General features: G+C 69.9%; 12 protein-coding genes. 8 read left to right on the forward strand and 4 right to left on the reverse strand.

Annotation, left to right across the window (positions count from 1 at the left end):
* Positions 1 to 5 precede the first annotated feature (5 nt).
* The 7 genes from SSP08S_RS04625 (at position 6) to metK (ending at position 6,217) form a co-directional block, all read left to right on the forward strand.
* On the forward strand, positions 6 to 1,115 hold the full coding sequence (locus tag SSP08S_RS04625; protein WP_019066402.1) for a quinone-dependent dihydroorotate dehydrogenase: 1,110 nt from the start codon (positions 6 to 8) through the stop codon (positions 1,113 to 1,115).
* A complete protein-coding gene (gene pyrF / locus SSP08S_RS04630; protein ID WP_019066403.1) occupies positions 1,112 to 1,957 on the forward strand; it encodes an orotidine-5'-phosphate decarboxylase in 846 nt (281 codons plus the stop codon). Before SSP08S_RS04625 ends, pyrF begins: the two co-directional genes overlap by 4 nt.
* 289 nt (positions 1,958 to 2,246) lie before the next feature.
* Complete coding sequence (locus tag SSP08S_RS04635) at positions 2,247 to 2,570, forward strand: integration host factor (RefSeq protein WP_019059734.1); 324 nt, start codon at positions 2,247 to 2,249, stop codon at positions 2,568 to 2,570.
* Between the two features lie 37 nt (positions 2,571 to 2,607).
* Positions 2,608 to 3,165, forward strand: a complete 558-nt coding sequence (gene gmk, locus SSP08S_RS04640) for a guanylate kinase (RefSeq protein ID WP_019066404.1) — start codon at positions 2,608 to 2,610, stop codon at positions 3,163 to 3,165.
* A 40-nt stretch (positions 3,166 to 3,205) separates the two neighbouring features.
* Positions 3,206 to 3,478, forward strand: a complete 273-nt coding sequence (rpoZ, locus tag SSP08S_RS04645; RefSeq protein ID WP_019059732.1) for a DNA-directed RNA polymerase subunit omega — start codon at positions 3,206 to 3,208, stop codon at positions 3,476 to 3,478.
* Positions 3,479 to 3,566: 88 nt separating this feature from the next.
* Positions 3,567 to 4,769, forward strand: coding sequence for a bifunctional phosphopantothenoylcysteine decarboxylase/phosphopantothenate--cysteine ligase CoaBC (gene coaBC, locus SSP08S_RS04650; protein WP_019066405.1), 1,203 nt, complete (start codon positions 3,567 to 3,569; stop codon positions 4,767 to 4,769).
* A 239-nt stretch (positions 4,770 to 5,008) separates the two neighbouring features.
* On the forward strand, positions 5,009 to 6,217 hold the full coding sequence (gene metK, locus SSP08S_RS04655) for a methionine adenosyltransferase (protein WP_019066406.1): 1,209 nt from the start codon (positions 5,009 to 5,011) through the stop codon (positions 6,215 to 6,217).
* A gap of 66 nt (positions 6,218 to 6,283) precedes the next feature.
* On the opposite strand, the gene SSP08S_RS54790 is transcribed toward metK, so the two are convergent.
* Genes SSP08S_RS54790 through SSP08S_RS04675 form a run of 4 tightly spaced genes read right to left on the reverse strand, consistent with a single transcriptional unit; the run spans position 6,284 to position 11,377 of the window.
* Positions 6,284 to 7,336 (reverse strand): hypothetical protein, encoded by a 1,053-nt coding sequence (locus SSP08S_RS54790; RefSeq protein ID WP_019066407.1) that lies wholly within the window; start codon positions 7,334 to 7,336, stop codon positions 6,284 to 6,286.
* Entirely contained in the window at positions 7,333 to 9,342 is a 2,010-nt protein-coding gene (locus SSP08S_RS04665) for a hypothetical protein (RefSeq protein WP_158697129.1), read from the reverse strand. Before SSP08S_RS04665 ends, SSP08S_RS54790 begins: the two co-directional genes overlap by 4 nt.
* Complete coding sequence (locus SSP08S_RS04670) at positions 9,339 to 10,019, reverse strand: toll/interleukin-1 receptor domain-containing protein (protein ID WP_019066409.1); 681 nt, start codon at positions 10,017 to 10,019, stop codon at positions 9,339 to 9,341. The genes SSP08S_RS04665 and SSP08S_RS04670 overlap by 4 nt, the downstream gene beginning before the upstream one ends.
* 47 nt (positions 10,020 to 10,066) lie before the next feature.
* The gene (locus SSP08S_RS04675) at positions 10,067 to 11,377 is read right to left on the reverse strand and encodes a helix-turn-helix domain-containing protein (RefSeq protein WP_019066410.1); all 1,311 of its coding nucleotides are present in this window, start codon (positions 11,375 to 11,377) and stop codon (positions 10,067 to 10,069) included.
* A gap of 292 nt (positions 11,378 to 11,669) precedes the next feature.
* Between SSP08S_RS04675 and SSP08S_RS04680 the strand changes: the two genes are divergently transcribed.
* A complete protein-coding gene (locus SSP08S_RS04680) occupies positions 11,670 to 13,817 on the forward strand; it encodes a primosomal protein N' (protein ID WP_019066411.1) in 2,148 nt (715 codons plus the stop codon).
* Positions 13,818 to 14,090: the final 273 nt, after the last annotated feature.

The raw sequence follows: 14,090 nt of genomic DNA on the forward strand, positions 1-14,090 counted from the left end.
CTCAGATGTACAAGCTTTTCTTCCGTCTGGTTTTCAAACGGATGGACCCGGAGCAGGCCCACCACCTCGCCTTCCGCTGGATCCGGCTCGCCGTCCGCATCCCCGTACTGCGCACCTTCGTCGCCGCCGCCCTCGCGCCCCGGTTCGAGGAGCTGCGGACCGAGGCCTTCGGGCTGCGCATGCACGGGCCGTTCGGGCTCGCGGCCGGCTTCGACAAGAACGCGGTCGCCATCGACGGCATGTCGATGCTCGGCTTCGACCACGTCGAGATCGGCACGGTCACGGGGGAGCCGCAGCCCGGCAACCCCAAGAAGCGGCTGTTCCGCCTCGTGCCGGACCGCGCGCTGATCAACCGCATGGGCTTCAACAACGAGGGCTCCGCAGCCGTGGCGGCCCGCTTGGAGGCCCGTGAGGCGGTCTTCCGGACCGTCGTCGGCGTCAACATCGGCAAGACCAAGGTCGTACCCGAGGAGGAGGCCGTCGGCGACTACGTGAAGTCGACCGAGCGGCTCGCCCGGCACGCCGACTATCTCGTCGTCAACGTGTCGTCGCCCAACACGCCCGGGCTGCGCAACCTCCAGGCGACCGAGGCGCTGCGCCCGCTGCTGACTGCCGTCCGCGAAGCGGCCGACCGCGCGGTGACCGACCGCCGTGTCCCGCTCCTGGTCAAGATCGCCCCGGACCTCGCGGACGAGGACGTGGACGCGGTCGCCGACCTTGCGGTCGAACTCGGCCTGGACGGCATCATCGCCACGAACACGACCATCGCGCGCGAGGGGCTCGGTTTGAAATCCGAACCCTCCCTCGTCAAGGAGACCGGCGGACTGTCCGGGGCGCCCCTGAAGGCTCGCTCCCTGGAGGTACTGCGCCGCCTCTACGCGCGCGTGGGCGACCGCATCACCCTGGTGGGCGTCGGCGGCATCGAGAACGCCGAGGACGCCTGGCAGCGCATCCTCGCCGGTGCCACGCTCGTGCAGGGCTACAGCGCCTTCATCTACGAGGGTCCCTTCTGGGGCCGCGCCCTCCACAAGGGCCTCGCCGCGCGCCTGCGCACGAGCCCGTACGCCACCCTCGCCGACGCGGTCGGCGCCGACGTAAGGAAGCAGCCGGTATGAGCCCCCTGGAACCCTTCGGTGCCCGCCTCCGCACGGCCATGGACGAGCGCGGCCCGCTCTGCGTCGGCATCGACCCGCACGCCTCGCTGCTCACCGAGTGGGGCCTGAACGACGACGTGGCTGGGCTGGAGCGGTTCAGCCGCACGGTCGTCGAGGCGCTCGCCGACCGGGTCGCCGTCCTCAAGCCGCAGAGCGCCTTCTTCGAACGCTTCGGCTCGCGCGGGATCGCCGTCCTGGAGAAGTCAGTGGAGGAGGCCCGGGCGGCCGGCGCGCTGGTCGTGATGGACGCCAAGCGCGGCGACATCGGCTCGACCATGGCCGCCTACGCCGAGTCCTTCCTGCGGAAGGACTCCCCGCTGTTCTCCGACGCGCTGACCGTCTCGCCGTATCTCGGCTACGGCTCGCTCGCCCCGGCGGTCGAACTGGCGCGGGAGAGCGGTGCCGGGCTCTTCGTGCTCGCGCTGACCTCCAACCCTGAGGGCGGCGAGGTGCAGCACGCGGTCCGCGCGGACGGCCGGAACGTCGGAGCGACCATGCTCGCCCACCTGGCCGCCGAGAACGCGGGAGAGGAGCCGCTGGGTTCCTTCGGGGCCGTCGTCGGCGCCACCCTGGGCGACCTGTCGTCGTACGACCTCGCGGTCAACGGTCCGATTCTCGCGCCCGGTATCGGGGCCCAGGGGGCGACTCCGGCCGATCTTCCCGGGGTTTTCGGGTCGGTGCTGCGCAATGTCGTTCCGAACGTGAGCCGGGGTGTTCTACGTCACGGTCCCGACGTGGGAGCGCTGCGGACGGCCTCGGACCGCTTCGCGGAGGAGATCCGCGTCGCCTTTGCGACCGTCTGAGGTGTTCGAACGGGTCGATCGAGTCCTCCGATGAGTGGCTCGACGACCGGCTCGGGAGTGACTTGAGTCTGAATACATCCTCAAATCCGGGGCGTTATGTCGGAAATGTCCGGCCTGGCGCAGGCTGACCAGGACTTTTCCTCTGTTCTCGCTGACTCTGGCGTCCCTGGCCGCTAGTCTCCGAGCAGAGTCAACGGGCAAGCGTGTTGCTCGTAGCTCCCCAGGTGTGGGGCGACTAGGTTCCTCACCGGTCCGTATCCGACAGTTCGACATCCGAGGTGACGTAGGCGTGGCTCTTCCGCCCCTTACCCCTGAACAGCGCGCAGCCGCGCTCGAAAAGGCCGCCGCGGCTCGCCGGGAGCGGGCCGAGGTCAAGAATCGACTCAAGCACTCCGGCGCCTCCCTGCATGACGTCATCAAGCAGGGCCAGGAGAACGACGTCATCGGCAAGATGAAGGTCTCCGCGCTGCTTGAGTCCCTGCCCGGCGTGGGCAAGGTCCGCGCCAAGCAGATCATGGAGCGACTCGGCATCTCCGAGAGCCGCCGAGTACGTGGCCTCGGCTCCAACCAGATCGCCTCCCTGGAGCGTGAGTTCGGCAGCACCGGCTCTTGAGTCCCGGGCACCCCGGGATTGCTGGAATAATCGCTGCATGAGTGAACGTCCGCGGCTGACCGTGCTCTCCGGCCCCTCAGGGGTCGGCAAGAGCACGGTCGTCGCCCATATGCGCAAGGAACACCCCGAGGTCTGGCTCTCGGTGTCGGCGACGACCCGCAAGCCCCGCCCCGGCGAGAAGCACGGGGTCCACTACTTCTTCGTCAGCGACGAGGAGATGGACAAGCTGATCGCCAACGGCGAGCTGCTGGAGTGGGCCGAGTTCGCCGGCAACCGCTACGGCACCCCGCGGACGGCCGTGCTGGAGCACCTGGAGTCCGGTGTGCCGGTGCTGCTGGAGATCGACCTCCAGGGCGCCCGGCAGGTCCGCGAGTCCATGTCCGAGGCCCACTCGGTGTTCCTGGCTCCCCCCTCCTGGGAGGAGCTGGTGCGCAGGCTCACCGGGCGGGGCACCGAGCCGCCCGAGGTGATCGAGCGCCGCCTGGACGCGGCGAAGGTCGAACTGGCGGCGGAGCCCGAGTTCGACGCGACCCTGGTCAACACCTCCGTCGAGGACGTAGCGCGCGAGCTGCTAGCCTTGATGGAAGTTGTGTGATCGTTTTTCCGATCTCATCCCATCTTTCGGAAGGCAGAGCGTGTCCTCTTCCATCACCGCTCCCGAGGGCATCATCAACCCTCCGATCGACGAGCTCCTCGAGGCCACCGACTCGAAGTACAGCCTCGTGATCTACGCCGCCAAGCGCGCCCGTCAGATCAACGCGTACTACTCCCAGCTCGGCGAGGGCCTGCTGGAGTACGTCGGTCCGCTCGTCGACACGCACGTCCACGAGAAGCCGCTCTCCATCGCCCTGCGCGAGATCAACGCGGGTCTGCTGACCTCCGAGGCCGTCGAGGGCCCCGCGACCTGAGCAACAGAGCTTTGTCCACAGGCCCGGCAGCGACTGTCGGGCCTGTGGTGTGTCATGGGTACGTACGTTTCCGAACCCGGGGAGAGACGTGGACAAGCCGAAGGTCGTTCTGGGAGTCAGTGGTGGCATCGCCGCGTACAAGGCGTGCGAGCTGCTGCGCAGACTGACGGAGTCCGGGCATGACGTCCGCGTCGTCCCCACCGCCTCCGCCCTGCACTTCGTCGGCGCCGCCACCTGGTCCGCGCTCTCCGGGCACCCCGTCTCGACCGAGGTGTGGGACGACGTCCACGAGGTCCCGCACGTGCGCATCGGCCAAGGCGCCGACCTGGTGGTCGTAGCCCCCGCCACGGCGGACATGCTCGCGAAGGCGGCCCACGGCCTCGCCGACGACCTCCTCACCAACACCCTCCTCACCGCCCGCTGTCCCGTCGTCTTCGCGCCCGCGATGCACACGGAGATGTGGGAACACCCGGCCACGCAGGAGAACGTGGCGACACTGCGCCGCCGCGGTGCCGTGGTGATCGAACCGGCCGTCGGCAGACTCACGGGCGTCGACACCGGCAAGGGTCGGCTGCCCGACCCCGTCGAGATCTTCGAGGTCTGCCGCCGGGTGCTCGCGCGGGGCGTCACCGAACCCGACCTGAAGGGCCGGCACGTCGTTGTCAGCGCCGGCGGTACCCGCGAGCCCCTCGACCCGGTCCGCTTCCTCGGCAACCGCTCCTCCGGCAAGCAGGGCTACGCCCTCGCGCGCACCGCCGCCGCCCGGGGCGCCCGGGTCACCCTGCTCGCGGCGAACACGGGACTGCCCGACCCGGCGGGCGTCGACGTCGTTCAGGTCGAGACCGCCGTACAGCTGCGGGAGGCGGTGCTGAAGGCCGCCGCGGACGCGGACGCGGTCGTCATGGCCGCGGCGGTCGCGGACTTCCGCCCGGCCGAGTACGCGACGGGGAAGATCAAGAAGAAGGACGACAAGGACCCCGAGCCCGTCGTCCTGGTGCGGAATCCGGACATCCTCGCGGAGGTCTCCGCCGACCGGGCCCGCCCCGGACAGGTGGTCGTCGGGTTCGCCGCCGAGACGGACGACGTCCTCGCCAACGGCCGTACGAAACTGGTGCGCAAGGGCTGCGATTTGCTGGTGGTGAACGAGGTGGGGGAGCGCAAGACCTTCGGTTCCGAGGAGAACGAGGCGGTCGTGCTGGGTGCCGACGGCAGCGAGACCACGGTGCCCTACGGCCCGAAGGAAGCCCTGGCCGAGACCGTGTGGGACCTGGTCGCACAGCGGCTTGCCTGATTTGTTTCAGCCGTCCGACAGTTCGCTGAAACCTGACATTCGCGCGTGGCGGCTCTGGCCAACGGCACCACGCATTCGGCAAAATGCGCGTGCCGCAGGTCACAGCACTTCCCGAGAGACGAGACGGGGGGACCGTCTGTCGACCGCGACCGATAAACTGTTCTCGGACGACGTCGGGCGCAGCTCCCGTCCCGTCCGCCAATGATCAGCCAGCAGCCGCTGCAACCTCAGGGAGCGTTGTGTCCCGTCGTCTTTTCACCTCGGAGTCCGTGACCGAAGGTCACCCCGACAAGATCGCTGACCAGATCAGCGACACCATTCTCGATGCGCTTCTGCGGGAGGACCCGACCTCCCGGGTCGCCGTCGAGACGCTGATCACCACCGGCCTGGTGCACGTGGCCGGCGAGGTCACCACCAAGACCTACGCGCCCATCGCGCAGCTCGTCCGCGACAAGATCCTGGAGATCGGCTACGACTCCTCGAAGAAGGGCTTCGACGGCGCCTCCTGCGGCGTCTCGGTGTCCATCGGCGCGCAGTCCCCGGACATCGCGCAGGGTGTCGACACGGCGTACGAGAACCGTGTCGAGGGCGACGACGACGAGCTCGACAAGCAGGGCGCGGGCGACCAGGGCCTGATGTTCGGCTACGCGACGGACGAGACGCCGACGCTCATGCCGCTCCCGATCTTCCTGGCGCACCGCCTCGCCAAGCGCCTCTCCGAGGTCCGCAAGAACGGGACCATCCCGTACCTGCGCCCCGACGGCAAGACCCAGGTCACCATCGAGTACGACGGCGACAAGGCCGTCCGCCTCGACACGGTCGTCGTCTCCTCGCAGCACGCGTCCGACATCGACCTGGAGTCGCTGCTCGCCCCCGACATCCGCGAGTTCGTGGTCGAGGCCGAGCTGAAGGCGCTCCTGGACGAGGGCATCAAGCTCGACACCGACGGCTACCGCCTGCTCGTGAACCCCACCGGCCGCTTCGAGATCGGCGGCCCGATGGGCGACGCCGGCCTCACCGGCCGCAAGATCATCATCGACACGTACGGCGGCATGGCCCGCCACGGCGGCGGCGCGTTCTCCGGCAAGGACCCGTCCAAGGTCGACCGCTCCGCCGCGTACGCCATGCGCTGGGTCGCGAAGAACGTCGTCGCCGCGGGCCTCGCCTCGCGCTGCGAGGTCCAGGTCGCCTACGCGATCGGCAAGGCCGAGCCCGTAGGCCTCTTCGTCGAGACCTTCGGCACCGCCAAGGTCGACACCGACCGCATCGAGAAGGCGATCGACGAGGTCTTCGACCTCCGCCCGGCCGCCATCATCCGCGACCTCGACCTGCTCCGCCCGATCTACGCCCAGACCGCCGCGTACGGCCACTTCGGCCGCGAGATCCCCGACTTCACGTGGGAGCGCACGGACCGCGTGGACGCGCTGCGGAAGGCTGCGGGGCTGTAGCCCTCCCCGCGTAGTGTCAGGGCCCGGTTCCCCTCGGGGGCCGGGCCCTGCTCATGCTCTCTCGCGCTACTCGCTGTCCCTCTCCCCTTCCTCCTCCCCCTCTCCATCAGCTTCCCGCTCCCCGTCCTCGCCCGAGGACTCCTCCGGCGGAGCGAAACGTGTACGGATCTCCTCCGCGGTGTCCGGGTTCTTGTCCTTGATGGCCATCGCGACCTGATCGGCGACCATCACGCACGCGTCGTCGCCTGCCTTGAAGCCCATCTGCCTCATGAATTCGGTGAACAGGTCCGCCGGCTGTTTGGGAGCGTCGGCCGTCGTCTCGGCAGCCGCACCGGGCACGAGGTGCCGGAACGGCTCGGCCACCTGTTCGTTGTTGGCCGCCGACGTGAGCTGTGCCAGCAGGCCGATATCGCTGACGGTCTTCTCGACCTTCTCGCCGTTCCTGGCCAGCCACCAGACGACGGCGCGCCCCGTGTCCTGGAGAACGTCATGGCCGAGGTAGTCGCGCTTGCTCTTCTCCTGCCTGCGCTCGTGCTCCCACAAGTCCTCGTCCTTGCGGATGGCGGCCAGCCGGTCCAGGCGGCGCTGGTCGTCCTCCGAGAGCCTGAGGACGATATCTAGGGCCATCGCCCGGACCCGGCCACCGGGATCGGGCAGCATCTCCGCCAGCGCGCCGCTCAGTTCGTGCTGGATCAGGGAGCTCCGGAACGGCTCGTGGGCCAGGGTCACCTCCCTGGCCCGCTTCACGACCGCTTGCAGGGCGAGGCCCCCGTGATGCGTGCCGTTCTCCGGCGCGTAGGGCTTCTCGGGGCACCAGCGAATCGTTGCCGAGAAGAGGAAGTCGTAGTCCTTGAGCGCGCTGGGCAGCGTGATGTCCCGCACCGACAGCTCACGGCGTTCGACTTCGGGTGCAGGTGGCGCGGTCACCGTCTCGGACAGCGGCCTACCGCGGTTCGTACGCAGCGTCGTGAACGCGGCACCCGTCCAGGCGGCCGCCAACAGGAGCACGGCGAGGGGCCACGCCCAGGCAGGCCAAGCTGTGTACAGACCGAGGATCAGCACGAGCATGGCGCTGATCAGCGCCATGAAGACGGAAACGGTCTTCTGGGCGGAACTCATGACTGGGTTCCCTTCTTGGAACCGGCCTGGTGTGGCGGACGCTTTCGCTGTACTTCCGCGATACGGGACAGCAGCCGCTCGGCCTTCGCGGCGGACAGGGACTTGCGCACCGTCAGATAGATCTGGCGGAGGGCGGGGTAGTTCTCGGCGGAGGCGTCGACCAGGACGTCGAGGGCCTGGTGGACGAGGTCCGGGTCCTCGGCCGAGTCCACGGCGGCGACCCACTGTGTGAGATGAGGGAGCCAACTCTCGCTGCTGAACCACCGCAACACATTGGTCCAGCACTTCGAGAGCCAGAGCCGGGTCGAGGTCAGCTGGAGCAGGACGTGTTCGGGCCGGCTCGGCATCATGAGCAGGCCGAGGAAGAGTGACGCGTCGGCCGCTTGCCGCCGGGCCTCGTCTGTCTGTGGCGCCAGGACAGCCAGCCGGTAAAGGAGATAGAGCCGCAGGCGTGTGTCCATCGCCACCAGTGCCAACAGCACGCGCCGGGCCGAGTTCCTGCTGTCGGCCTTACTCCACGGCTCCCTGCGGGCCAGGTGGTGCAGCCTGACGACGGCCTGCTCAGGGTGTGTGAATGCCATGGTGTTCAGACATACATCGATCAATACCTGGCGCATGGACGGTTCGAGGCGATGGGTTGCCCAGGTATAGATCGCACTGCGGAAATGCCGGCTCGTCGGCTCGTGCTCGTTGCGGACACCCCAGCTGAGCCAGTCGACTGCGGCGCGCGTATGCGTGGGGTCCGTGGGTTGCTTTGCCCAGTCCCAGGCCAGGTAGGTCAGTCTGTCCGCGTCTTCCGTCAGCGCGCACAGTTCCGCCAACCGGACGACGAGCGCTTTTTGGTGCTCCTCGGGGAACTGGGGCAGGCCCAGCGTTTCCTCCGCCCAGTCGCGCAGTGGCCTGCGGAGGTCGGGCATGTTCCGCCAGAAATAGTGGCGTACGGCGTGGTCGTAACGCAGCTTGTCGAAGTGGACGCAGGACGCGTCGTTTCGGGAGGCGCCCACCTCGTGCAGTCGCTCCATGAGGCTTTTGTGTTCCAGCAGCGGACGGTCGTCACGCGCAATGCGTAGATTCCTCTGGAGAATCGCCGTGGCCCGGTGAATCGCGTCGGCGGGTGCGCCATGGAGCATGGCGACGGTCAGCAGCAAGGCACGTTGGGAGCCGGCACGGAGTGCCGGGACGAAGTCGTTCACCTCCTCGGCCCGGATCTTCTCGGCGGCGATGGCCCGACGGCACCAGTCCGGGAAGGAGTCCGCGGGCTCGGCGGTCTCACGCGCTTCCAGGATGATGTCCGCCAGCCTGGCCAATTCCCGCATGGGTGGCTGGTTGGCGAGGTAGGCGGTCAGTTCCCTCGGCGCCCGCCTGCAGTCCCTGGTGTCGATACCGCGTACGCGCAGGTGCCGCGCTATCACTTCGAGGTCGTCCGGGCGGTTGACGGACTTGCGGTACGCCGCGAAGTCAGGGCTCAACCCGTCGGCGTAGGGCTGTGGCAGGACGACAGCGAGGAATGACCGCTTGTCGAGGAGAACCTTGTGGAATCCGGGGAGCTGGTCGTGGTAGCGCGTCCACACGTCCTCCTCGGCCTCCGCCAGGTCCAGCAGCATCCGGTCTCCTTCACCGACAAGTTCCGGGGTGAGGGGTTCGGGTGACTGGCCGTCCGGATCAGGGGCGATCTCCTTGTAGGTGCCCGATCCGCGTGGCAGCTCTCTCAGCAGGACCTTGGCGGCTGTGGTTCTGCCGTTTCCTGGGGTGCCCCGCAGGAACACGATGTTGTGGCGTTCAAGAGTGTCGTAGGCGTCGTTGATGCCCGTCGGCCGGACGAACCGCTGCTGGAGGCGGCTCAGTTGCTCTTCGGCCACCTGGCGGGGCGGGGCGGTCGGCGAGGACAGGAAATCCGGTGGGGGGTCGGTCCCGAAGAATTGGAAAGTGGTCTGGTAGCGGTCGCCGCCAGGTGCGGTGGGAGGGACGGGCTCTGCGTCAGCCGGTGGGCCAGGTGTGTCAGTCATCGCTCGTCGTCCTGTGACGGAGGTATCGGGCCGAAGGTGTGGCTGACGTTGCCCTGCTGGTCTCCGGCCGTGTAGTTCGCACCCGCACCGGACTGGCGGACCTTGTGGACGGGGCCGATGTGAATACGTCCCCCGTTACCGCCCAGGTCGGTGTTGTAGGTGTCGCCCGCTGCCGGGGTTGCCGGCGCGGGGGGTTCCGGCTCTGTTGTCGTGCGGTCTGCGGCTGCCAGCGCGGGGACGAGGGCTGCCAGGGAGTCCCCGATGCGTTTGAGGTCGTACTCGTCGTTCTGGTGGTCGTAGCGGAGTGTCTGGCAGTCCGACAGCCACATCAGGGCGGTTGGCAGGGCGCTCCTCGCGGGCCGTTCGGTACGACGGCCGACGAGCACCGGGATGACACGGCCGTCGCAGCGGTAGGCCTCCAGGATCTCCTTGGTGACCCAGTCGTCCTCGGCACCGAGCCGGGGGTGACCGAGCCAGCGGTCGCCCATCAGGGCGAGCAGCACGGAACTGCCCCGCACGTTGTGGAGGAGGTCGTCGTCGAACTTGTCGCCGGGGACGATCGACCGGCTGGCGCGGTAGACGTGCTCGTCGCCGAAGCGGTGACGCAGGGCATTGTCCAAATTCGTGGCAGCGTGTTCGCCGTCATGGGTGCGGTAGTTGATGAAGATCTCGGGCATGGCGGGGCCACCTCTCTGCCGGACAGCTGGATGGGAGCGAGTGCTGGTCACGACGCCTGCGGTGTGAGCGCGGCGGCGAGCGAGGGCGCGAGGGTCAGGTACGCGGGGTGGCGCGGGTGCCGCGCGAGGACGCGGGCGAGGCGGCGCAGGTCAGTGGCGATGGTTTCCGAGTCCACGCCTGAGGTGAGGTCCAGCAGATCCCCCGTCAGCTCGCAGGCGTACCCGATCTCTCCGGACATGGCATGGGCCAGCGCACGACGTGCGCCGTACCGGCGTCGCGTCCGCAGGGCGTCCGGGGCGAGCCGCTCGTACTCGGTGTCGAGGGCCTCGGCGGCCTGTCGGGGCCTGCCCAGGTCCAGGAGGCACCAACCGGTCACCATGGCGACAGGGTCACTCAAGTGCGTCGGCCCGAGCACGGGAGCGTCGGATGCCGGTTCCTCGGCGGCGGCCCGGCCGAACAGGGCGCGAGCCCGTTCGAGCAGACGCATACAGGCGTCGTGGTCTCCGTCCAGGGCGTACCCCTGGGCGGCGCGCTGCGCTGCCAGGGCGCGGATCCGCGGTGGGAGCCGACTGGGCAGCGCGCCCTCCGCGAGGGCGACCGTGTCGGCAGCCTCGCCCCGGTAGTAGGTGATCAGGGCGCGCCGGACGAGTGCGTAGGACGCCATGTGGCTGTCGCCCGCCGCCTCGGCGATGTCCACGGCATGGGAGGTCCAGCGGGCCGCCGCAGTGTCGTCGCCCGCCTCCTGGGCCATCCAGCCGGTGAACTCGGCGAAGCGTGCGGCCAGGGCCAGCAGGCCGCGGCCGGTGTCTCCGCCGGTGCTCACGGCCAGCGAACGCAGGGCGCTCGCCTGCTCGGCGAGCGTCGGGAGAAGTATCTGAGGCGGGCACATCTGGCCGATGCGGCGGTACTGGTCGTAGAGGCCGCGGTAGGCGTCGATCAGCGGTTGACCAGAGGGTTCGGCCTGTGTGGTGGCGGTGGGCGCGGCTGTCGCGATGCCGAACACAGACACCGCGCCTGCCGCCATCAATTGCCGACGCGTCGGCGGGAGCCACCTGGTGTCGTCGGGACGCTCTACGGAGTCGTTGATCATGGCTCCTGCCTGGTCGGGAACGGGACGTCGGCCGGAGGGACGGGGTCCCGGAACCGCGGGGACGAGAGCCGCCAACGTGCCGTCAGTCCCCAATGCCGCGTCGCACAGGCGGGCGAACTCGCTCGTCGGGCGTTTGTGGCCCGTCTCGACCTTGCTGATCTGACCCTTGCTGTAGTGCACCGCGGCTGCGAACCGCGTCAGAGTGAATCCGGCGGCGATACGCAGTCGGCGCAGTTCGGCTCCGAAGACACGTGGCTGCTCCAGCATGTGAACCCCCCTCATGCCGACGCCGCCGATGCTCCGGGCCGTCCGTCGTCGCGTTTCAGCGTCAGCCAGGCGTCGCGGGGCGGGCAAGGCGCTCGGCGCTGTTTCCCGTTTCCAGTTCTGATACCGATTCCTGGCCAGGCGGCAAGCCTGCGGGCGGGGACGGAGGCCGGATCGGCCGGGGAAATGGCCGGGACAGCGGACTTGCGACGCGGCTTGTCGATGTTCTGCTGACGCAGTCGTCCGACCGATCGGTCACTGCCAGTTGTCAGTCGCGTTTGGTAAGAATGCAGGCGTGAGCAGCGCGGACGGGGAACGGGACGGCGGGGCGGAGGGTGCGCCGCCTGAGCAGCTTGCGTTGATTCGGGAGAGTGTGCGGCAGGCGAAGGGGCCGAGGGCGAAGCCGCGGACGTGGCGGGGGGCCGCGCTGGCCGGGGAGTTGCCGGTCGCGCGGGTGCTGGTCGACAAGGGGGTGCTGCATCTCGACCGGTACTTCGACTACGCCGTGCCCGCGGAGCTCGACGCCGACGCGCAGCCCGGGGTGCGGGTGCGGGTGCGGTTCGGGGCCGGGCGGCATCGGGTGCGGGACGGGCGGCGTGAGGGTGGGGGGCTGATCGACGGGTTTCTTGTCGAGCGGTTGGCCGAGTCCGACTACTCCGGGCCGCTTGCCGCGCTGGCGCAGGTCGTGTCGCCCGAGCCGGTGCTGAGTGCGGAATTGCTGGGGCTGGCCCGGGCCGTTGCTGATCGGTATGCCGGGAGTCTCGCCGATGTGCTGCAGCTGGCCGTGCCGCCGCGCAGCGCGCGGGCCGAGCAGAAGCCCTCGCCCGCGCCGTTGCCGCCGCCGGGGGTTCCGGATGTGGGGTCCTGGGGGCGGTACGAGCGGGGGGCCGGGTTTCTGGAGGCGTTGGCCTCGGGGGGTGCGCCGCGTGCGGTGTGGAATGCGTTGCCTGGGCCCGAGTGGAGCGAGGAGATCGCGCGGGCCGTCGCCGCGACGCTCGCCTCGGGGCGCGGGGCGCTCGTCGTCGTACCGGACGGGCGGGCCGCCGGGCGGGTCGACGCCGCGTTGACGGCTCTGCTGGGTGAGGGGCGGCATGCGCTGCTCACCGCCGATGCCGGGCCCGAGAAGCGGTATCGGCAGTGGCTGGCCGTGCGGCGGGGGGCTGTACGGGCGGTCGTCGGGACCCGGGCTGCCATGTTCGCGCCGGTTCAGGACCTGGGACTTGTCGTGATCTGGGACGACGGGGACGACAGCCACAGCGAGTTGCACGCGCCGCAGCCGCATGCGCGGGAGGTGCTGCTGCTGCGCGCCGCGCTGGACAAGTGCGGGTTCCTGCTGGGGAGTTGGAGCTGCACGGTGGAGGCGGCGCAGCTGGTGGAGAGCGGGTGGGCGCGGCCGTTGGTCGCCTCGCGTGAGCAGGTGCGGGTGGCCGCTCCGCTCGTACGGACCGTGGGGGACGGGGACCTCGCGCGGGACGAGGCGGCTCGGGCCGCCCGTTTGCCGACGCTGGCCTGGCAGGCGGTGCGGGAGGGGTTGAAGCACGGGCCCGTGCTGGTGCAGGTGCCCCGGCGGGGGTATGTGCCGCGGATGGCGTGCGCGCAGTGTCGGGCCGCGGCGCGGTGTCGGCACTGTGCCGGGCCGTTGGAGGGGCAGGACGGGGGTGTGCTGCGGTGCGCGTGGTGCGGGGTCGAGGAGAACTCCTGGCACTGTCCCGAGTGCGGGGGGTTCCGGTTGCGGGCGCAGGTCGTGGGGGCGCGACGGACGGCGGAGGAGTTGGGGCGGGCGTTTCCTGCGGTGCCGGTGCGGACGTCCGGGCGGGAGCAGGTGCTCGACACCGTGCCGGGGACTCCCGCGCTGGTCGTGAGTACGCCGGGGGCCGAGCCGGTTGCCGAGGGCGGGTATGCGGCGGCGCTGCTGCTGGACGGGTGGGCGATGCTCGGGCGGCCCGATCTGCGGGCCGGGGAGGATGCGCTGCGGCGGTGGATCGCGGCGGGTTCGCTGGTGCGGCCGCAGGGGGTTGGGGGGACCGTGGTTGTCGTGGCCGAGCCGACCTTGCGGCCTGTGCAGGCGCTGGTGCGGTGGGATCCCGTGGGGCATGCGGTGCGGGAGCTGGCCGAGCGGGCGGAGTTGGGGTTTCCGCCGGTGTCGCGGATGGCTGCGGTGGCTGGGGCGGGGGAGGCTGTCGCGGAGTTTCTCGCGGCTGTCGAACTGCCGCCGGATGCGGAGGTGTTGGGGCCGGTGCCGGTGCCGGTCGTGATGGCCGGGGGGCCTCGGCGGGTGGGGGGACCGGCTGTGGGGGAGCGGTGGGAGCGGGCGTTGATTCGGGTGCGGCCGGGGAGTGGGGGGGCGTTGGCTGCCGCGTTGAAGGGGGCGCAGGCTGCTCGGATGGCCCGGGGTGGGGGGGATGTGGTGCGGGTGCGTGTTGATCCGCCGGACATCGGGTGAGGGGCCTCGGCCTTCGGCCTCGGGTTCTTCTCCCACCCGCGCACCGCCCGTTTACGGTCGGTCGAGAGGCTGGGGTTTCCTGTGGGGCGTCTCGCCGTCGGCGGCCGGCCGTTGTGGGTGGAGCTCGTGGGGCCGGCGTTTGCGGTCCGTTGAGAGGCTGGGGTTACCTGTGGAGGGTTCCCGCCGTTGGCGTCCGACCGTCCGACCGTCCGACCGTCCGACCGTCCGACCGTCCGACCGTCCGACCGTCCGACCGTCCGACCGTCCGACCGT

This window comes from Streptomyces hokutonensis (assembly GCF_000376565.1).
Classification (GTDB): domain Bacteria; phylum Actinomycetota; class Actinomycetes; order Streptomycetales; family Streptomycetaceae; genus Streptomyces; species Streptomyces hokutonensis.